Source organism: Arthrobacter subterraneus (genome assembly GCF_900099735.1).
GTDB classification, from domain to species: domain Bacteria; phylum Actinomycetota; class Actinomycetes; order Actinomycetales; family Micrococcaceae; genus Arthrobacter_D; species Arthrobacter_D subterraneus.
This window is the reverse complement of sequence record NZ_FNDT01000006.1, coordinates 91,689-110,792: the sequence shown is the minus strand read 5'-3', so window position 1 is coordinate 110,792 and position 19,104 is coordinate 91,689. Positions and strand designations below refer to the sequence as shown.

17 protein-coding genes are annotated in these 19,104 nt (G+C 65.3%); 10 read left to right on the top strand and 7 right to left on the bottom strand.

Annotated features, from left to right (window positions below; translation table 11 throughout):
• Window positions 1–112: 112 nt before the first annotated feature.
• The 7 genes from BLS52_RS08920 (at window position 113) to BLS52_RS08890 (ending at window position 9,379) form a co-directional block, all read left to right on the top strand.
• Window positions 113–844: an L-ribulose-5-phosphate 4-epimerase gene (locus BLS52_RS08920; RefSeq protein WP_026544870.1), complete on the top strand. Its 732-nt coding sequence runs from the start codon at window positions 113–115 to the stop codon at window positions 842–844.
• On the top strand, window positions 841–2,355 hold the full coding sequence (araA, locus tag BLS52_RS08915) for an L-arabinose isomerase (RefSeq protein ID WP_090586043.1): 1,515 nt from the start codon (window positions 841–843) through the stop codon (window positions 2,353–2,355). The genes BLS52_RS08920 and araA overlap by 4 nt, the downstream gene beginning before the upstream one ends.
• Before the next feature lie 157 nt (window positions 2,356–2,512).
• Window positions 2,513–3,631 carry a multiple monosaccharide ABC transporter substrate-binding protein gene (chvE, locus tag BLS52_RS08910; protein ID WP_090586041.1) on the top strand — a complete coding sequence of 373 codons (1,119 nt, stop codon included), beginning with the start codon at window positions 2,513–2,515 and terminating at the stop codon, window positions 3,629–3,631.
• A gap of 79 nt (window positions 3,632–3,710) precedes the next feature.
• A complete protein-coding gene (mmsA, locus tag BLS52_RS08905; RefSeq protein ID WP_090586039.1) occupies window positions 3,711–5,240 on the top strand; it encodes a multiple monosaccharide ABC transporter ATP-binding protein in 1,530 nt (509 codons plus the stop codon).
• Window positions 5,241–5,244: 4 nt separating this feature from the next.
• Window positions 5,245–6,480, top strand: coding sequence for a multiple monosaccharide ABC transporter permease (gene mmsB / locus BLS52_RS08900; protein WP_090586037.1), 1,236 nt, complete (start codon window positions 5,245–5,247; stop codon window positions 6,478–6,480).
• Window positions 6,481–6,796: 316 nt separating this feature from the next.
• Window positions 6,797–8,035: an IS110 family RNA-guided transposase gene (locus BLS52_RS08895; protein ID WP_090586169.1), complete on the top strand. Its 1,239-nt coding sequence runs from the start codon at window positions 6,797–6,799 to the stop codon at window positions 8,033–8,035.
• A gap of 84 nt (window positions 8,036–8,119) precedes the next feature.
• A complete protein-coding gene (locus BLS52_RS08890; RefSeq protein WP_090586035.1) occupies window positions 8,120–9,379 on the top strand; it encodes an FAD-binding protein in 1,260 nt (419 codons plus the stop codon).
• Here the strand turns inward: BLS52_RS08890 and BLS52_RS08885 are convergent.
• The gene (locus BLS52_RS08885; RefSeq protein WP_090586033.1) at window positions 9,366–9,674 is read right to left on the bottom strand and encodes a hypothetical protein; all 309 of its coding nucleotides are present in this window, start codon (window positions 9,672–9,674) and stop codon (window positions 9,366–9,368) included. The two genes, BLS52_RS08890 and BLS52_RS08885, sit on opposite strands and share 14 nt — an antisense overlap.
• A 583-nt stretch (window positions 9,675–10,257) precedes the next feature.
• Window positions 10,258–10,983 (bottom strand): ATP-binding cassette domain-containing protein, encoded by a 726-nt coding sequence (locus tag BLS52_RS08880; RefSeq protein WP_090586031.1) that lies wholly within the window; start codon window positions 10,981–10,983, stop codon window positions 10,258–10,260.
• A 281-nt stretch (window positions 10,984–11,264) separates the two neighbouring features.
• On the opposite strand from BLS52_RS08880, the gene BLS52_RS18675 reads away from it, so the two are divergent.
• The 3 genes from BLS52_RS18675 to BLS52_RS08865 all read left to right on the top strand — a co-directional run bounded on the left by BLS52_RS18675 (window position 11,265) and on the right by BLS52_RS08865 (window position 13,182).
• A complete protein-coding gene (locus tag BLS52_RS18675; RefSeq protein WP_090586029.1) occupies window positions 11,265–11,810 on the top strand; it encodes a hypothetical protein in 546 nt (181 codons plus the stop codon).
• A gap of 75 nt (window positions 11,811–11,885) precedes the next feature.
• On the top strand, window positions 11,886–12,446 hold the full coding sequence (locus tag BLS52_RS08870; protein ID WP_090586027.1) for an RNA polymerase sigma factor: 561 nt from the start codon (window positions 11,886–11,888) through the stop codon (window positions 12,444–12,446).
• The gene (locus BLS52_RS08865; RefSeq protein WP_090586026.1) at window positions 12,436–13,182 is read left to right on the top strand and encodes a hypothetical protein; all 747 of its coding nucleotides are present in this window, start codon (window positions 12,436–12,438) and stop codon (window positions 13,180–13,182) included. Before BLS52_RS08870 ends, BLS52_RS08865 begins: the two co-directional genes overlap by 11 nt.
• Before the next feature lie 91 nt (window positions 13,183–13,273).
• On the opposite strand, the gene BLS52_RS08860 is transcribed toward BLS52_RS08865, so the two are convergent.
• The 5 genes from BLS52_RS08860 to BLS52_RS08840 are packed head-to-tail and all read right to left on the bottom strand — an operon-like array spanning window position 13,274 to window position 19,037.
• Window positions 13,274–13,768, bottom strand: coding sequence for a CoA-binding protein (locus BLS52_RS08860; RefSeq protein WP_090586024.1), 495 nt, complete (start codon window positions 13,766–13,768; stop codon window positions 13,274–13,276).
• Window positions 13,765–15,108 carry an O-acetylhomoserine aminocarboxypropyltransferase/cysteine synthase family protein gene (locus tag BLS52_RS08855; RefSeq protein ID WP_090586021.1) on the bottom strand — a complete coding sequence of 448 codons (1,344 nt, stop codon included), beginning with the start codon at window positions 15,106–15,108 and terminating at the stop codon, window positions 13,765–13,767. Before BLS52_RS08855 ends, BLS52_RS08860 begins: the two co-directional genes overlap by 4 nt.
• The gene (acs, locus tag BLS52_RS08850) at window positions 15,101–17,131 is read right to left on the bottom strand and encodes an acetate--CoA ligase (RefSeq protein ID WP_090586168.1); all 2,031 of its coding nucleotides are present in this window, start codon (window positions 17,129–17,131) and stop codon (window positions 15,101–15,103) included. The genes BLS52_RS08855 and acs overlap by 8 nt, the downstream gene beginning before the upstream one ends.
• The gene (locus BLS52_RS08845) at window positions 17,122–17,997 is read right to left on the bottom strand and encodes an ABC transporter permease (protein WP_090586020.1); all 876 of its coding nucleotides are present in this window, start codon (window positions 17,995–17,997) and stop codon (window positions 17,122–17,124) included. Before BLS52_RS08845 ends, acs begins: the two co-directional genes overlap by 10 nt.
• Complete coding sequence (locus BLS52_RS08840; RefSeq protein ID WP_090586016.1) at window positions 17,994–19,037, bottom strand: aliphatic sulfonate ABC transporter substrate-binding protein; 1,044 nt, start codon at window positions 19,035–19,037, stop codon at window positions 17,994–17,996. Before BLS52_RS08840 ends, BLS52_RS08845 begins: the two co-directional genes overlap by 4 nt.
• Between the last annotated feature and the right edge of the window lie 67 nt (window positions 19,038–19,104).

The window sequence follows — 19,104 nt, the reverse complement described above, 5'->3', positions numbered from 1 at the left end:
AGGTTCCAGTGCCAATTTGCAACCAACGTCAGCTTCCGCTGCGGCACACGGGAAGCCAGGATGCGGCATTTCACGAATTCGGCGGCCGCCAACGAGAAAGCGGGTCAAACCCATGACTAGCACCACCCGGTCCTTTTCAGACCGTGAACTGGACGGCATCAATGCCGTACGCCGTGATGTGGCCGCGCTGCATGCCGAGTTGGTCCGCTACAACCTGGTGGTGTGGACCGGCGGGAACGTCTCGGGGCGCGTGCCGGGCCAGGACCTGTTCGTGATCAAACCCAGCGGCGTGGACTATGACGAGCTGACGCCCGAAAACCAGATCCTCTGCGACCTGGACGGGAACGTTCTCGAAGGTACGCCCGGTTCGGAGCGCTCGCCCTCGAGTGACACCGCCGCGCACGCCTATGTCTACCGAAACATGCCGCGCGTCGGGGGAGTAGTCCACACGCACTCCACCTACGCGACGGCGTGGGCCGCCCGCGGTGAATCCATTCCCTGTGTGATCACTGCCATGGCGGATGAGTTCGGCGGGGAAATCCCGGTGGGCCCGTTCGCGATCATCGGTGATGACTCGATCGGCCGCGGCATCGTCGAGACCCTCACCGGCCACCGTTCGCGGGCGGTCCTCATGCAGAACCACGGGCCGTTCACCATCGGCAAGGACGCGCGCGACGCCGTCAAGGCCGCCGTCATGCTCGAGGACGTGGCCCGCACCATCCACATCTCCCGCCAGCTCGGTGACCCGCTGCCTATTGAGCAGCGCCACATCGAATCACTCTTTGACCGCTATCAGAACGTGTACGGGCAGCCGACGCCCGTCAGAACCGGAGCCGCACAGTGACCGCCCTCAACACCTCCCTCGACGAATACGAGATCTGGTTCCTCACCGGAAGCCAGGACCTCTACGGCGAGGAAACCCTCCGCCAGGTGGCCGAACAGTCCCAGCAGATCGTCAAGCTGATCGACTCCTCCGATGTGCCGGTCAAGGTGGTCTGGAAGCCAACCCTGAAGGACTCCGCTTCCATCCGCCGCATGGCACTGGAGGCAAACGCCAGCGACAGGACTATCGGGGTCATCGCCTGGATGCACACCTTCAGTCCCGCCAAGATGTGGATCGCCGGCCTGGACACCCTGCGCAAGCCGCTGCTGCACCTGCACACGCAGATCAACGTGGAACTGCCGTGGGCGGACATCGATTTCGACTTCATGAACCTCAACCAGGCTGCCCACGGCGACCGCGAGTTCGGGTACATCCAGACCCGGCTCTCGGTGGCACGGAAGACCGTCGTCGGGCATGTTTCCAACCCCGCTGTCACCGCGCAGATCGCCACCTGGTCCCGCGCCGCCGCCGGCTGGGCGGCTGTGCACGAGCTCAAGGTGGCCCGCTTCGGTGACAACATGCGCAACGTCGCCGTCACCGAGGGTGACAAGACGGAAGCGGAGCTGCGCTTCGGGGTCTCCATCAACACCTGGGGCGTCAACGAACTCGTCGAGGTGGTCGAGGCGCAGTCCGAGGCGGACATCGACGCGCTCGTCGAAGAGTACGAGGCAACGTACGACGTCGTTCCCGAACTCCGGCGCGGAGGTGACCGTCACGAGTCCCTCCGCTACGGTGCGCGGCAGGAACTCGCGCTGCTGTCCTTCCTGGAGGGTGGCTCCTTCGGCGCCTTCACGACGACGTTCGAGGACCTTGGTGGGCTGCGCCAGCTTCCCGGGCTCGCGGTCCAGCGCCTGATGGCGGCGGGCTACGGGTTCGGCGCGGAGGGTGACTGGAAGACCGCCGTCCTGGTCCGGGCTGCCAAGGTGATGGGTGCCGGGCTGCCCGGCGGCGCGTCGCTGATGGAGGACTACACCTACCACCTGGTGCCCGGGGAGGAGAAGATCCTGGGCGCGCACATGCTCGAGATCTGCCCGACGCTCACCACGTCAAAGCCCACCCTTGAGGTGCATCCGCTGGGGATCGGCGGCAAGGAGGACCCCGTCCGGCTGGTGTTCGACACGGACTCCGGGGACGCCGTCGTCGTCGCCATGTCCGACATGCGCGACCGCTTTCGCCTCACGGCCAACGCCGTCGAGGTGGTTCCGCCGGACGCGCCGCTGCCCAACCTGCCGGTGGCCCGCGCCGTCTGGAAGCCGCAGCCGGATCTCGCGACGTCCGCCGCCGCGTGGCTCAGTGCGGGAGCTGCGCACCACACGGTGATGAGTACCGCCGTCGGGCTGGATGTGTTCGAGGACTTCGCGGACATCGCCGGTACGGAACTGCTCCGCATCGACAGCACGACGACGCTGCGTGAGTTCCAGCGCGAGCTGCGGTGGAATGCCGCGTATTACCGGCTGGCGCAAAAGCTCTGACGTTTATCGCTCACCCCTTCCCTCAGGGGGCCCGGGGGCTTAAGGTAGCGCTAGTGTGACCGATCACATCTGGCGTTTATTTACGGCGGCGGCCGTCCGTTCCCGCCGGTTGCATAGGAACTTCCGGGCGTTGTTGCCCGGCAAGGAAAGGAAACCCATGAAGAAAAACATGCTTGTCGGCGTTGCTGCCGCAAGTGCGCTGGCACTGTCACTGACGGCCTGCGGCGGAAGCCGCGGTGGCGGCGGGGGCGAAGCTGCCGGCGAAGGCTCCAATGAGGGCGCCCGCATCGGCGTCGCCATGCCGACGCAGCAGTCCGAGCGTTGGATCGCCGACGGTGAGAACATCAAGACCAAGCTGGAGGAGCTCGGCTACGAAGTCGACCTGCAGTTCGCCAATGATGACATCCCCACACAGGTGTCGCAGATCGAGAACATGATCAACGGCGGGGCGAAAGCCCTGGTCATTGCTTCAATCGACGGAACCACGCTGACCAGCGTGCTGGACACCGCCGAGAGCCAGGACATCCCGGTCATCGCCTATGACCGGCTGATCAATGGCTCAGAAACCGTGGACTACTACACCACCTTCGACAACTTCGAGGTCGGAGTGCAGCAGGCCACCTCGCTGTTGATCGGACTTGGTGTGCTTGACGAGAACGGCGAGGAGACGGGCGAGGAAGGTCCGTTCGACGTCGAGCTCTTTGCGGGCAGCCCCGATGACAACAACGCCACCTTCTTCTGGGACGGCGCAATGGAAACCCTCCAGCCATACCTCGACAGCGGCGTCCTGCGCGTGCCGAGCGGCCAGACGGACTTCGAACAGGCTGCCATCCTGCGCTGGCTCCCCGACACGGCGCAGGACCGCATGGAAGACCTTCTCACCGTCGGCGGCGGCGAGACCCTTGAGGGTGTCCTGTCTCCGTATGACGGCCTTTCGATCGGCATCATCTCGGCGCTGACCTCCGGTGGCTACTCCAAGGATGAACTGCCCGTGGTCACCGGGCAGGATGCCGAGGTTGGGTCCGTCCAGTCGATCGTTGCCGGCGAGCAGTACTCGACGATCTTCAAGGACGTCCGTGAGCTTGGCGAGCGCGCTGTGCTGATGGTCGATGCGCTGATGAAGGGCGAAGAGCCCGAGGTCAACGACACGGAGACCTACGACAACGGCGAGAAGGTTGTGCCGTCCTACCTGCTCGAGTCGCAGATCGTGACTGTGGACAACTACGAGGAAGTCCTCATCGACAGCGGCTACTACACCGCTGACGAGGTTCAGTAGGACCTTCCAGTCTCTGCTTGTGGCCGGCGGTCCCTGCCGCCGGCCACAAGCGGTACCAGGCACGATGTAAGGAAGCATCATGGCAGAAAACATCCTTCAGATGCGCGGCATCACCAAGACGTTCCCGGGCGTGAAGGCGCTCCAGGACGTCACCCTTGAAGTGGCCCGTGGAGAAGTGCACGCCATCTGCGGAGAGAACGGTGCGGGCAAATCAACCCTCATGAAGGTGCTCTCCGGCGTCTACCCCCACGGCACCTACGACGGCGACATCATCCTTGAGGGCGAGACCGTCCAGTTCAAGGACATCAAGGACAGCGAACACCACGGAGTGGTGATCATTCACCAGGAGCTGGCGCTTTCCCCGTTTCTCTCAGTCGCCGAAAACATTTTCCTCGGCAATGAGAGGGCGCGCAAAGGCTTTGTGAACTGGAATGAAACCAACACGATGGCAACCGATCTGCTTCGGCGGGTGGGCCTCAAACTCAGCCCCACGGTGCGGGCCGGGGAAATCGGCGTCGGCAAGCAGCAACTCGTCGAAATCGCCAAGGCCCTCTCAAAGGACGTCAAGCTGCTCATCCTCGATGAGCCGACGGCGGCTTTGAACGACGAGGACTCAGCTCACCTGCTGGGCCTCGTGAGCGACCTGCGGGCTGAAGGCATCTCCTGCATCATCATCAGCCACAAGCTCAACGAGATTCGCGCAATCGCAGACTCCGTCACCATCATCCGCGATGGCCGCACCATCGAGACGCTGAGCCTGCATGACGGCTCCGTCACCGAGGAACGGATCATCAAGGGCATGGTCGGCCGCGATATGGCACACCGCTACCCGGAACGGACGCCCTCGATCGGCGATGAGGTTTTCCGGGTCGAGGACTGGACGGTGCACCATCCCCAGGAACATTCCCGCGTGATCATCGACCGTGCGCATCTTTCGGTCCGGGCCGGAGAAATTGTCGGCATTGCGGGGCTGATGGGCGCCGGACGCACCGAACTTGCCATGAGCATCTTCGGCCGCAGTTACGGCTCCAACATCTCCGGGTCCCTGTACAAGAACGGTCAGCAGATCCAGGCCAAAAACGTGGGGGACGCAATCCGTCACGGCATCGCCTATGCCACTGAGGACCGGAAGCGGTACGGGCTCAACCTGCTCGATGACATCAAGCGGAACATCTCGGGTGCGGCGCTGAACAAGCTGGCCACGCGCGGCTGGGTGGACGGCTCGCAGGAAACGATTGTCGCGAACGACTACCGCAAGTCCATGAACATCAAGGCTCCCTCTGTCGCAGCCGTCACCGGCAAGCTCTCCGGCGGAAACCAGCAGAAGGTCGTGCTGTCCAAGTGGATGTACGCCGATCCCGATGTACTCATTCTGGACGAGCCCACCCGCGGCATCGATGTCGGCGCCAAGTACGAGATCTACACCATCATCAACGGTCTCGCCGCCCAGGGTAAGGCGATCATCGTCATCTCCTCCGAACTGCCGGAACTCCTCGGCATCTGCGACCGCATCTACACACTGGCCGAGGGCGTCATTACCGCAGAGGTTCCGATCGCCGATGCCACCCCGGAATACCTCATGCAACACATGACCAAGGAAAAGGACTAACTCCATGGCAACAACCGTCAAGGAAGCCGAAACAACGCCGCCGCGTCCTACCGTCAAACATGGACTAGCCTTCCTGACCAGCAGACTCCGCCAGATCGGAATCTTTGTCGCTCTGCTGGTAATCGTCGGACTCTTCCAGATCCTGACCCGCGGCGCCCTGCTGCAGCCGGACAATGTTTCCAACATCATCGTCCAGAACAGCTACATCCTGTTGCTCGCCATCGGCATGGTCATGATCATCATCGCCGGGCACATCGACCTGTCTGTCGGGTCAGTTGCCGCGTTTGTGGGTGCGATGTCGGGAGTCATGATCCAGGATTGGGGCTTCCCCTGGTGGCTCGCGATCCTCGCTTCCCTGGTGATCGGAGGCATCGTCGGCGCCTGGCAGGGATTCTGGGTGGCCTATGTCGGCATACCGGCCTTCATCGTTACCCTCGCCGGCATGCTCCTGTTCCGCGGCCTGACCCAGATCACTCTGGAGAACCAGCGCATCAGCGGGTTCCCGACCGAGTACCGCCAGCTGGGTGGAGGCTTTCTCTTCCCGGGTCTGTTCCCGGCTGATACCAACATCCTTGACTGGACCACGGTGGGTCTGGGCGTGATCGCGGCGGTGCTCCTGGTTATCAGTCAGCTTCGGGGCCGACGGACCCGGGCACGCCTCAACCTTGAGACTGAGCCGGCACCCTGGTTCATCACCAAGCTCGCCTTCGGCATTGTCGTCATTCTCGGGTTGACCTACCTGTTGGCCAGCTCGCGAAGCGGAACACCGATCGTCCTTGTCCTCCTCGGCATCCTGGTGGTTGTCTACAGCGCGGTCATGAACAACAGCGTGTTCGGTCGCCATATCTACGCCCGCGGTGGCAACCTCCAGGCCGCCCAGCTCTCCGGCGTGAATACCAAGCGCATCGACTTCATGCTCTTCGTCAACATGGGCGTGCTGGCAGCCCTTGCAGGCCTCGTTTTCACGGGCCGCCTCAATTCAGCGGGACCGGGTGCAGGCAACCTGTTCGAACTCGACGCCATTGCTGCCGCCTTCATCGGCGGCGCTGCAGTAACCGGTGGCGTGGGCACAGTCATCGGAGCGATCACCGGCGGCCTGATCATGGGCGTGCTGAACAATGGGATGTCGCTCATGGGGGTGGGTACCGACTTCCAGCAGTTCATCAAGGGTATGGTTCTGCTGCTCGCCGTCGCCTTTGACGTCTTCAACAAGCGCAAAGCCTCAAACGCCCTGAAATAGTCCGGTGTTCATTTGGCAGCGTCCGGGCGGCGCTGCCGCTCCGTGGGGTTCGTAAATGTGTGCGGTGGCGGTGGTTCTGGTCGGGGCGGGGTTCTTAGGCGGATGATGGTGGTGTCCGTTGCGGGTGACGCCGTTGTGTCATTGGTGCATGAGTGTGAGCCTGCTTGGCAGCGTGGTGCGAAGGACATGCCGGGAACCGTGGATTGTTGCCGTTGAGCACGAGTGTCAGATTCCTGATGTGTTTCCCTGTCCTTCCCGTGACGGGCCTTCATAGTGGCCGGCGGGAAGGACGTTCAAGGGAGGCAATGTCATGGATATGGACATTTTGCATGAAAGGGCCGCGGGCATCGATATCGCCAAACGCGGCGCGACGGTGTGTGTGCGCAAGCCTGGAGGCAGCGAGCAAGGGTTCACCTCGACGGTGACGTCGTGGGAGGCGACCACGGACCGGATTCTGGAACTGCGGGAATTCTTGGTCGGGCAGAAGGTCACGGTGGTGATGATGGAGGCGACCAGTGATTACTGGAAGCCGTTCTATTACCTGCTGGAGGAAGACCTGCCGGTGATGCTGGTCAACGCGAAAGCTGCGCGGAACATCCCGCGCCGCAAGACCGATGTCGCTGACGCCGTGTGGCTTGCCAGGCTCGCCGCGCATGGATTGTTGCGGGCCTCCTTCGTCCCTCCCGAACCGATACGGGAGCTGCGGGATCTGACCCGGTCACGGGCTATTGCGGTCCGGGACCGGACCCGGGAGATCCAGCGGTTGGAGAAATTTCTGGAGAGCTCCGGGATCAAGCTCTCCAGTGTTGCCTCGAACCTCACCGGTGCTTCCGGTCGCGCGATGCTCGATGCCCTCATTACCGGGGAACGGGATCCGGAGGTCCTGGCCTGCATGGCCAAGGGCAAACTGCGCAACAAGATCCCGGAGCTCACCGACGCCCTGAAGGGACGTTTCAAGGACCATCATGCGTTCATGGTCGGGCTGCATCTGGAGCAGATCGACGCGCACACCAGGATGATCGACGCGCTTACCGAACGGATCGAGGCGTCGATGCGTCCCTTTCGTTGCGCCCGGGAAGCGTTGATGACCATCCCGGGAATCGCTGAGCTGACCGCTGATGTGATCATCGCTGAGACCGGAGCCGATATGAGCGTGTTTCCCGACGCAGCGCATCTGGCCTCGTGGACCGGGATCTGCCCGGGCAACAACGAATCCGCAGGGAAGGTCAAGTCCACGAAGATCCCGCCCGGCAACAAGTATCTCAAAGCAGCATTGGGAACTGCGGCCATGGTCGCCGTGCGGGACCAGAACAGTTACCTCGGCGCCAGGTATCGGCGGATCAAGACAAGACGCGGCGCTCAAAGAGCCCTCGTCGCCATCGAGCACTCGATCCTGACCGCTATCTGGCACATGCTCGCCAACGGCGAGTGCTACAAAGAACCGGACGAAGACCGGTACGTCCGAATGAATCAAGTCAAGACCACCAACCGAGCCGTCAAGCAACTACGCCAACTCGGCTACGATGTCACCCTCGCACCTACCAGCGCAGCCTAATCACCTTATTTACGTATCAGGACACGCCGCTTATCCTCACGGATTAGGGGCGTGTCCTGCCAACTCACGGGTAGGAGAAGACTCATGACGAACGACGTCGGAACCAACTGGGCGGGCAATCTCGCCTACAGTGCCTTGACCCTTCACAAGCCGACGTCGGTGGATGAGGTCCGCCGCATTGTTGCAGCATCATCATCCATCCGTGCGCTCGGGTCCCGCCACTCGTTCAACGACATTGCCGACGGAACAGCAGAGCTGCTGTCGACGGCGGCGCTGACCGGTCCGGTGACCGTCGACCGGGAACGCTCCACCGTATCGGTGGGCGCCGGCATCCGCTACGGCGAGTTGGCGCGGGAGCTGGAGCGGGAAGGCCTGGCGCTCGCCAACCTCGCCTCGTTGCCGCACATCTCGGTGGGCGGGGCCGTGGCCACGGGCACCCACGGTTCCGGCATCAGGAACCGGTCCCTGGCGGCCGCCGTCGTCGGGCTGGAGCTGGTCACCGCCAGCGGTGAGCTGGTGAGGTTTTCCGCGGGCGATCCGGACTTTGACGGAGCAGTGGTCAACCTCGGGGCGCTGGGGATCGTCACGAGGCTGGAGCTTGAGGTGGAACCGGCATTTGAGGTGGAGCAGACCGTCTTCGAAAAGCTTCCGCTGGAGAACCTGCTTCGGGATTTCGACGGCGTCACCGGTGCCGCATACAGCGTCAGCGTTTTCACCACCTGGCGGGATCCCGACGTCGCCGATGCCGTGTGGGTGAAGCGCAGGCCGGACCGCGATGCACCTCTGGAAGGAACCCTGTTCGGTGCTGTCGCGGCGGACGACGAGCGCCACCCGCTGCCCGGGCTACCGGCCATCGGCTGCACCCCTCAGCTCGGTGCGGCCGGCCCCTGGTACAACAGGCTGCCCCACTTCAAGCTCGACTTCACGCCCAGCAACGGTGTGGAACTGCAGTCGGAGTACCTCGTGCCCCGGGTGCACGCTGTCGATGCCATCCGCGCGGTGCGGGAGCTGAGCGCCGAGATCGTGCCGCTGCTTCAGGTCAACGAGATCCGCACCGTTGCGGCCGATGAGCTGTGGCTGAGTTCAAGCTACGGCACGGATGCTGTGGGTCTGCACTTCACCTGGGTGCAGGATCAGCCGGCAGTCCAGAAGCTTCTGCCGAAACTCGAGGCGGCACTGGAGCCGTTTTCCGCCAGGCCTCACTGGGGCAAGCTATTCACTTCCGGTGCGCAGGATCTTGATCGGCTGTATCCGCGGCTGGAGGACTTCCGGTTGTTGGCCAAGCGCCTCGATCCGGACGGGGTCTTCGCCAACCCGTTCACGGACGGACTTATGGGGCGCTGATGCCTCGTGGCCCGCGGGACCGGATCCCGACCGCCACCATGCCGGCGGCCAGCAGGGCGAACAGCACGGCGGCGAGACCGGGCAGCAACGGGAAGCCGGCTGCGGCGGCCGCTGGTGACTGGCTTCCGGCGGCAGGCGCTGCGGGAGCGTCGGACTCAGTGGATTCCGGGGCCTGATACATCGGAGCCCAGGCATACGGCGGCAGCGCGAACGGTGCGAGTTCAGGTTCCGCAGACTCCGTCTCTTCAGGCGTGGGCTGCTCGGGCGGGATGAACTCTGCCGGGAGCGGCAGCAAGGGGGCAGGTGGCGGTGGAAGGATCACCGGTGCGGGAGCCGGTTCAGCTTCTGGCGCCGGAGCAGCCGGTTCAGGCGCCGGCGGCGGGGGCGGGGGCGGAGACTTGCTTGGGGATACAGCCGGGGCCGGCGCAGGCTCGGGCTCCGGCTCGGGTTCCGGCACGGGCACGACTTCGGGCGGCGCCGGTTGCGTCGGCGTGACAGGGTCAGTCGCTGGGGGATCGACGGGCTCGGGCTGCGGCGGAGTCCCGGGGTCTGTCGGCGGCTCGTCAGGAGCCGTGGCAGGCGCTGACGGAGCGGGATCCGAGCCCCGTCCCGAGTTGTGGTCGGCGCTGGCCGCGGGTATAGAGGCGAACGTTGCTCCGGCGACCACAGCAGCGCCGACAGCGAACCTGTACCAGAAAGAAGTGCTCTGCACTGGAATCTCCAAACCGCTGCGGAGGCGACTGGCGCTGAACAGCTGCACTGTGCCAGTGCGTCGGTTCCGCCGGATGCGAACCGCCCGACTGGTAAGTGCGCTTACCAGTTTACACAGTCGATGGACTTCTGTATCGGGTGTGAAGTCTGGTTTCTCCGGCCCGGAATCAGCGCTGCTTCCGCTGCCCGTCCCGGATCTCGCGGATGGAGAGCGCGCCGGTGACATCTTCCGCCGCAGTCCGGCCCAGCACCACCACGCGGTCGGCGAGGCGGACGGCTTCTTCCATGCTGTTGGTCGCGAGGAGGACGGTGGTCGGGAGCGCGCGGTGAAGAGTCTGGAGTACGTTATGCAGCACAGTCCGGGCGGCACCCTCCACCGCTGCGAACGGGTGGTCGAGGAGCAGGACGCCCGGTCCGCCCGCAAGGGCGCGGGCCAGCGCCGCCCGCCTGACAATTTCGGCCGTGACATCGGTGGGCAGCAGCTTCGCGAACCGGTGCAGGCCAGCCAGGTCGAGGAGCTCGGCGATCTTCGCCTTGCCCTCGCTGGCGCTGGAACCTTTGTTCAGGCCCAGGGCCAGGTTCGCCTGCAGGGAGTGGGCCGGCTGGAGGTCGGCGTCCCGGGGCGTCCAGGAACAGCGGTCGTCCGTGCGGCGGACCGGTTCGCCGCCGACCAGAACGGACCCCGACCGTGGATGATCGAGACCGGCAGCGGTACGCAGAAGGTGGGAGGCGCCGTCGTTCTCCTGGCCTACAAAGGCGAGGACCTCACCGGCGCGGATATCCAGGCTGACATCCCGCACACCCTCGGCGTGCAGATTGATGAAGGAAACGGGCAGCGGGGTCGACGCGCGCTTAACCACCGTGTGGTGGGGTGGAACCGGGCTGGGACTCATCGGCTACTCCGTAGGTATCCAGGTGTCCGGGCACACGGGTGCCCGCCAGTGATCATCCCTAAACCTAGCCGGAACCACGTCAGATCCCGTCAGCACGCGACAGTTTGACGTAATGTTGCGCAGCTTCCGCCGACGGGGCGGGTGCCGAAAAGTTTTTTCAGCAGGTGCGTAACCCTTTGCGTGCCTCCGTCGATTACATCCATGTGAGGCTGCGCCGCTCCGCCCCCCATTTGAGCGGTGCAGCCCCTTCGAAGAAGACCTACCAAGGAGTTTCATTGAACATGCACGATCGCTTCAACGCCCTCAGCCTGCCCGTCAAGGGTGCTGCCCTTGCGGCTGTCATCGCCGTTGCCGGTGCCGGGGTAGCAGTTGCTGCCCCCTCCGTTGAAGGCGCTGCTGACGGTGCTGCCGACGTGAACGCAGTGGTCGCACCCGCCGACGCCGCTGTGCCCGCCGTCCCTGCGCTGCCTGCCGTTCCTGCCGTGCCCGCCGTTCCCGGCGAGGATGACCTGCCTGCCGTTCCCGCTACACCCGCGGTTCCTGCCGTCCCCGCGTCACCCGCAGCCAACGCTGAGGCTGCCGCTGAGGCAGAGGCTGAGGAGGTTGAGGCTGACGCACAGGCTGACGCCGCCGCAGACGCCGAAGTTCGTGGTTCCGGCGTAGCTGTTCCGGCCGTGCCTGCCGTTCCCGCTGTCCCGGGTGTCGACGGCGAGCCGGCTACCCCTGCTGTTCCTGCCGTTCCGGCCGAGGTCACCCTCCCCGAGGTTGCAGTCGGAGCCGGCGTTGAGGTCAGCGCCGAAGCCAAGGTTCAGGGTTCGCGCCGCTAAGAGTGCGCCGCTAGGATTGCGGGGTTTGGGGTGCGGCACCTGGTGCCGCACCCACCCCGGGATCGAAAGGGAAATGTGAGTTCCACGCTGACGGATGACCTGCTGGGCGCTGCCCAGGCCGGGGACACCGAGGCGTTGAACCGTATCTACATCGAACTGTCGCCGAAAATTCTCGGCTACCTGACCGCCCGGGGTGCAGAGGATCCGGAGGCCCTCACCCAGGACGTGTTCCTCAGCCTGTTCAGCCGGTTAGCGACTATCACGGGCGGCGAGCAGGGCCTTCGAACCTTCGCCTTCTCCGTTGCGCACGCCCGCCACGTCGACGAGATCCGGAAGCGCTCCCGCCGGCCGGCCCTCTATTCCTATGATCCGTCGGCTGATGAGCGGACAACGCTGTCCGCAGAGGCGTCAGCACTGGACAACCTCGCAGCAGAGCGGGCGCTGAGCCACCTCCGCCGGCTGAACGACGACCAGAGCGATGTGCTCGCCCTGCGGATCATCGCCGATCTACCGCTCGACGACGTCGCCCGCGTCCTGGGCAAATCGACCGGTGCAGTCAAACAGCTCCAGCGCCGGGGCCTTCAGAAACTCAAAGAACTTCTTGTCGAAAAGGATTCGAGCCACCATGGTGTATGACCCCACCTCACGGGTAGCGGCGCAGGACCTGCTTGCCGAGTCCGACGTCGTTCCCTCCGACAAACTGACCGCTGCCCTCGGGGAACTGAAGAGCCTCGGCGAGCGGCCGGCGCCACCGGTCTCGCCGGCTCTCGCAGAGGCGATGCGCCAGGCAGCCGCCGGGAAGGACGAGCACAACGTGGTTCCGCTTCCGTTCGGGAAGACCTCCCGCTTCGGGAAGAGAGGGCGCCGGGGTGCGGCAGTGGGCGGCGCCGTCGTACTGGCAATGGCCGCGGGCATGGGCGGAGTAGCCGCGTTCGGTCCGGGAAACGCAGTCGAGGCGGCCTTCGAATCCGTCATCCGCTGGGTGGCTCCGGCAGAGCGCACCGAGCCGGTCTCCGACGAGCAGCCCGTTCCCGTGCAACCCGGCCGCGGACAGCTTATGGTCCCCGAAACCCCGCAGCTTACCGAGGTGCCGGTTCCGGCGCCCTCGCAGGCCGCGCCGGAACATCCCGGGCCGTCGGAGTTGCCCGCCCCTGCACCTGAGCCGAAAGCTCCCGCCACCCGGGAAGGCCGGCCGGACAATGCCGAAGAACCCCAGCGCCGGGTTGTCCCGCCCATGGAAGTACCCGACCTGCCCGTGCCGATCCCCGATCCGGTGACGACCCCGCGCTCGGTACTCCCGGTGGATCCGCCGGAGCTTCCCGTGCCGGGTCCCACGCAGACACTCGCTCCAAGCGAGCGGCCGTCCCGCTAGGACCGGATCCCGCTAGGACCAGATCCCGCTAGGACAGGGGCCGCTAGGAGCGGGTTCCTGAGCCCGTCGGCTCCCTGAGCCGTGCCGTTGCCTAAGCCGTGACCTGGCGCTTCGAGGAGATCACTCCCGTGTTGAAGCCCGCCAGGTTCAGGCCGCCGTGGAAGCGTGCGTGCTCAATCTTGACGCACCGGTCCATCACCACGTTCATCCCCGCTGCTTCAGCGTCCCTGGCCACCTGCTCATGCCAGGAACCGAGCTGAAGCCACAGGGTCTTGGCTCCGACTGCCTTGGCCTCCTCCAGCACGGACGGAAGGTCGTCATGCTTGCGGAAGACGTCCACAATGTCCGGCTGCTCCGGCAGGTCCGCCAGCGACTTGTAGACCGGCTGGCCCAGGATCTCGGTGGCCGTCGGGTTGATGAAGTACAGCCGGTACGGCGCTGAGGACTGCAGGTACGTAGCCACGAAATACGATGCACGTGAGGGCTTGTCTGACGCCCCCACTATGGCAATCGACTTTGCATTCCGGAGGATGTTGAGCCGCTCCGGTGCGGACGGGCCCTCCCAGGTGCGTTCCTCGGTGCTCATGCCTTCACTCCCTCGCCGGTGAATTCGAGTGCTTCTTCCAGATGGGCGGGCGTACCCGTCACAGCGATCTCCAGTGCCTGGTCGAGATCCCACAGGATGTCCTCCAGGTCCTCCAGCCCCACCGAGATGCGGATGAGGTCCTCGGGAATGCCGGCGGCTGCGAGCTGTTCGGCGGAGAGCTGCTGATGCGTGGTGGAGCCCGGGTGGATCACGAGCGTCCGGGCGTCACCGACGTTCGCGAGGTGGGACGCCAGCTGCAGCGCCTCAATGAACTTCTGGCCTGCCTCGCGGCCGCCCTTGACACCGAAGCTGAAAACCGAGCCCGGACCCTGCGGCAGGTACTCTTTCGCCCGCTCGTGGTGGACATGGGACGGCAGCCCCGCGTAGTTGACGTACTCGACTCGCGGATCCTTCTCCAGCCACTCCGCCACGGCCTGTGCGTTGGCGACGTGCTCGTCCACCCGCTGCGCCAGCGTCTCGACCCCCTGCAGCAGCTGGAAGGCCGACGACGGCGACAGTGACGGACCAATATCCCGCAGCTGTTCGGTGCGCAGCTTGGTGAGGAAGCCGTACTCGCCGAAGTTAGCCCACCACTGGATGTTGCCGTAGGAGGGGACAGGCTCGGTCATGGTGGGGAATTTGCCGTTGCCCCAGTTGAAACGCCCGCTCTCGACGACCACGCCGCCCAGCGTGGTGCCGTGCCCGCCGATGAACTTGGTGGCCGAGTGAATGACGATGTCCGCGCCGTGCTCCAGGGGACGGATCAGGTACGGCGTGCTCAGGGTGGAATCGACGATCAGGGGGACACCGGCGTCGTGCGCTATTTTTGCCAGCCCCTTCAGGTCCGCAATTTCGCCGCTCGGGTTGGCGATGATCTCGGTGAAGACGGCCTTGGTGTTCTCCTGGATCGCGGCGGCGTAGTCCGCCGGGTCAGTGCCGGGAACAAAGGTGGTCTCAATCCCGAACCGGCGCAGCGTCACGTCCAGCTGGGTGACCGTGCCGCCGTAGAGCTGGGCGGCCGCGACAATGTGGTCGCCGGCCTGGCAGAGCGCGGCGAAGGTGAGGAATTCGGCGCTCATGCCCGACGCTGTTGCCACCGCTCCGATGCCGCCCTCCAGCGAGGCGATGCGCTCCTCGAAGGCCGCGACGGTGGGGTTGCCGATGCGCGAGTAGATGTTGCCGTACTTCTGCAGTGCAAACAGGTTGGCGGCGTCGTTGGTGTCCTTGAACACAAACGAGGTGGTCTGGTAGATCGGGACAGCCCGGGCGCCGTGCGTGGCGTCCGGGGTGCCGCCGGCATGCAGCGCGCGGGTCCGGAAACCGAAAGTGCGGTCAGCCATGAGTTCCTCCAAATTGATCCAACTTTTGTGCACCTTCGGTGACGTGTGGGCCTCTGAACCCACCATACGTGCTCGAAACTTCCGGTGCATTCCGTGCTGAGAGTACTTCGGCGATCCCCGCGACACATGCCTCGTTCTGCAGGCTCGTGGTGTCGCCGAGCGTGGTGCCTTCATACAGCTGGGTCAGCAGCCGCCGCATGATCTTTCCGGACCGGGTCTTGGGCACATCCTCAACAACGACGACGGCGGACGGCCGGGCAATCGGCCCGATCGCCTTCGCGACGTGGCGCTTCAGCTCCGCCTGCAGGTCTTCCTGATCGTTCACCTCACCGTGCACGACGACGAACGCAGCGATGGCGTGCCCCGTCACCGGATCAGCCACCGGGCAGGCTCCGGCCTCGACCACCCGCGGGTGCGAGACCAGAGCGGACTCGATCTCGATAGTGGAGAGGCGGTGGCCCGAGACGTTGATGACGTCGTCCACGCGTCCGAGGATCCAGGTGTCGCCGTCGTCGTCGTACCGGGCGCCGTCTCCGGCGAGGAACCAGCCCTGGTCAGCGAACTTCCGCCAGTAGGAGTCCAGGTAGCGCTGCGGGTTGCCCCACACTGTGCGGGCCATCGCGGGGCCGTGGCGGTCCACCACAATCAGGCCCTGCTCGCCGGGAGCAGCCGGTGCGCCGTCGTCGGTCACAATGCGCGTGCTCACGCCGGGAAGGGCGCGGGAAGCGCAGCCGGGTTTGAAGGATGCGTCGGTGGGCCGCGGGCTGAGGACGGTTGCGCCGGTTTCCGACTGCCACCAGGTATCCACCATGGGTGCGGTTCCGGAGCCGATGTTTTCGCGGAACCAACGCCACGCTTCGGGGTTGGTGGCTTCGCCGACCGTGCCGAGGACCTTGATGGAGGACCGGTCGTAGGACTCCGGGACGCCGTCGGGGAACCAGCCCATCAGGGAGCGGATCAGGGTGGGCGCCGTGTAGTAGCTGGTGACGCCGTACCGCTCGATGATCTCGAAGTGCCTGCCCGGATTCGGGGTGTTGGGGGTGCCCTCGAAGATCACCTGGGACGCGCCGTTGGAGAGCGGACCGTAGATCTCGTAGGTGTGGGCGGTGACCCAGGCGAGGTCGGCGGTGCACCAGTGGACGTCGTCGGCGCGCTTGGCCGGGTCGGGGTCGCTGAACAGGTATTCGAAGCTCCAGGACGCCTGCGTGAGGTAGCCGCCGGTGGTGTGGACCAGGCCCTTGGGCTTCCCGGTGGTGCCGGAGGTGTACATGATGAACAGCGGCGTCTCGGCGTCGAAGGCAGGTGCCTCGTGGACGGGGGAGGCGGCGCTGACGGCATCATGCCACCAGATGTCGCGGCCCTCGGTCCAGTCGACGTCGCTGCCGGTCCGCCGGATCACCAGCACGTGCTCGATCGCGTTGTCGCCGGCGACGGCGGCGTCTGCGTTGGCCTTCACCGGCACCGCGGTGCCGCGCCGGTACTGCCCGTCCGTGGTCACCAGGAGTTTTGCGCCGGTGTCCTCGACGCGGAAGCGGAGCGCTTCGGCGGAGAAGCCGCCGAAGACGAGGGAGTGGACCGCGCCGATCCGGGCGCAGGCCAGCGTCACGACGACGGTCTCAACGAGCACCGGAAGGTAGATGACCACCCGGTCACCCTTGCCGATCCCCAGCGCGGTCAGCGCGTTCGCCGCCCGGCTGACCTCCTCCTGGAGCTCGGCGTAGGTCACCGTGCGGCGGTCTCCGGGCTCGCCCTCGAAGAACAGGGCTGGCTTGTTCCCCAGCCCGGCCTCGACGTGCCGGTCCACGCAGTTGTAGGCGGCGTTCAGGGTGCCGCCGGTGAACCATTCGATGCGGGGGACGGAGAGTTCGCCGTTTTCATCCGGACGTGCGGGCTCGAAGGTGTGGGCGGTGTGCCACTCCTCGGACCAGTGCAGCCGCCGGGCCTGGTTTTCCCAGAAGGCGATCCGGTCTTCTTCTGCCGCCAGATCCGGCTCGGCGGGATGCTCCACGGTGCTCAGGTCCAACGCCGCACCGCCCACCTCTCGGCGATGCCGAGCAGCGCGTCGGTGGTTTTCCCGATGACGGCGAGCAGGATGATGGCCAGGAAGATCCGGTCGGTGCGTCCGTTGTTCGTCGAATCGGTGAGGAGGAACCCGAGCCCCAGGGAGGAGGCGATGAGTTCGGCGGCCACCAGGAAGAGCCACGCCTGCGCCAGCGCCAGTCGCAGTCCGGAGAACACTGCGGGTACGACGGCGGGCAGCTGCACCGTGGTCAGCAGCCGGATCCCCTTGAGCCCGAAGGCGCGGGCGGCTTCCACGAGGTTCCGGTCCACGTGGCGCAGGGCCAGGAACAGGGTGGTGAACACGGGGAAGAAGGCGCCGATGAGGATCAGCGTGACTTTCGAGTCCTCGCCGATCTTCATCCACAGGATGAGCAGCGGAACCCACGCCAGTGACGGGACAGCGCGCAGCGCACCGATGGTCGGTGACAGCAGCGCGTCGGCCAGCCGTGACAGGCCGAGGAGCGCGCCCAGGGCCAGGCCGAGGGTGGCGCCCAGCGCGAAGCCGATGAGCACGCGCTGGGTGGAGATGGCGATATGGATCCACAGTTCGCCGCGCTCGATGAGCTCGACGGCGGCAGTTCCCACCGCGGACGGCGGCGGCAACTGCACCGCACTGAACACACCGACCACCGAGTTCAGCTGCCACAGGACCAGAATTAGCGCCGGCACCACCAGGCCGAGCAGCAGCCGGACCGGCCGTCTGCTCAGCAGCCCCGGGGCAGGTTCGTTCGGCTGGGTGGCGGGGCCGTCGTCGTCCACTGTTGTCAGGGTGTGCCCGTTGGCCGCCAGGCCCTCCTTACTGACAGGGTAGGCATTTTCCTGGGTCATGAGGAGGCCTGGATGGCGTCAGGGTCGGCGTCGGTGACGAAGGAATCGTCGAAGAGGGTGTCGAGCGCCTCGTCGATCTGCTCCTGGGAGGAGACGTCACCGGTTTCGACGAAGATCGGGCCGACCTTCTCAAGCACGGCGCGCTGCGCCTCACCCGGGGCAGGGTCAACGTCGAGGTTGGTGCGTTCGATGATGACGGCGTTGGCGAGCTCGACGTCGATGCCCGCAACGTCCGCGAGGATCTGCGCCGTCTCCTCGGGGTTCTCCTTGGCCCACTGGCGTGCCTTTTCATAGGCGTTGACCACCGTCTGGGCGAGCTCCGGGCTCTCTTCGAGGAACGCCTCGTTGGCGTTGAGGAAGCCGTAGGTGTTGAAGTCGATGTTGCGGAAGAACAGGTTGGCGCCGTCCTGCTCGGCCGAGGCCATGATGGGGTCCAGGCCTGCCCAGGCGTCCACCGATCCATTGTTCAGGGCTGCCCACCCGTCAGCGTGCTGGAGGTTCTGCACGGTGACCTCGGACGGGTCGATTCCGGCTGATTCGAGGGACTGGATAAGGAAGAAGTACGGGTCGGTTCCCTTGGTTGCGGCGATCGACTTGCCGCGCAGGTCCTCGAGGTTTTCGATGCCCGTACCGTCCACCGTCACCATGGCGGACCACTCGGGCTGGGAGTAGATGTCGATCGTCTTGATCGGTGAACCGTTGGAGCGCGCGAGGAGGGCTGCCGAGCCGGCGGTGGATCCGACGTCGACCGCTCCGGCGCGCAGCGCCTCATTCGCCTTGTTGGACCCGGCGGACTGGATCCAGTTGACGGTGACGCCCTCATCCTCCAGGTCCGCTTCGAGCCAGCCCTGGTCCTTGATGACCAGGCTGAGCGGGTTGTAGGTGGCGAAGTCGATGTTGAGCTCGGTGGCGGTGGAGCCCTCTTCGGTGGATGCAGCATTCTCACCGGCGAGGCAGCCGGTCAGGGCGAGAGTGCCGGTGGCAGCTAGTGCCAGCGAGGCAATGGTGCGGCGGGCGAAGGGCGAGCGGGTGCTGTTCATGGTTTTCCTTTGCGTGGAGCGGCAGCAGCCGTGCGGACGGGCACGACGGCGAAACAAGCGGTGAGTG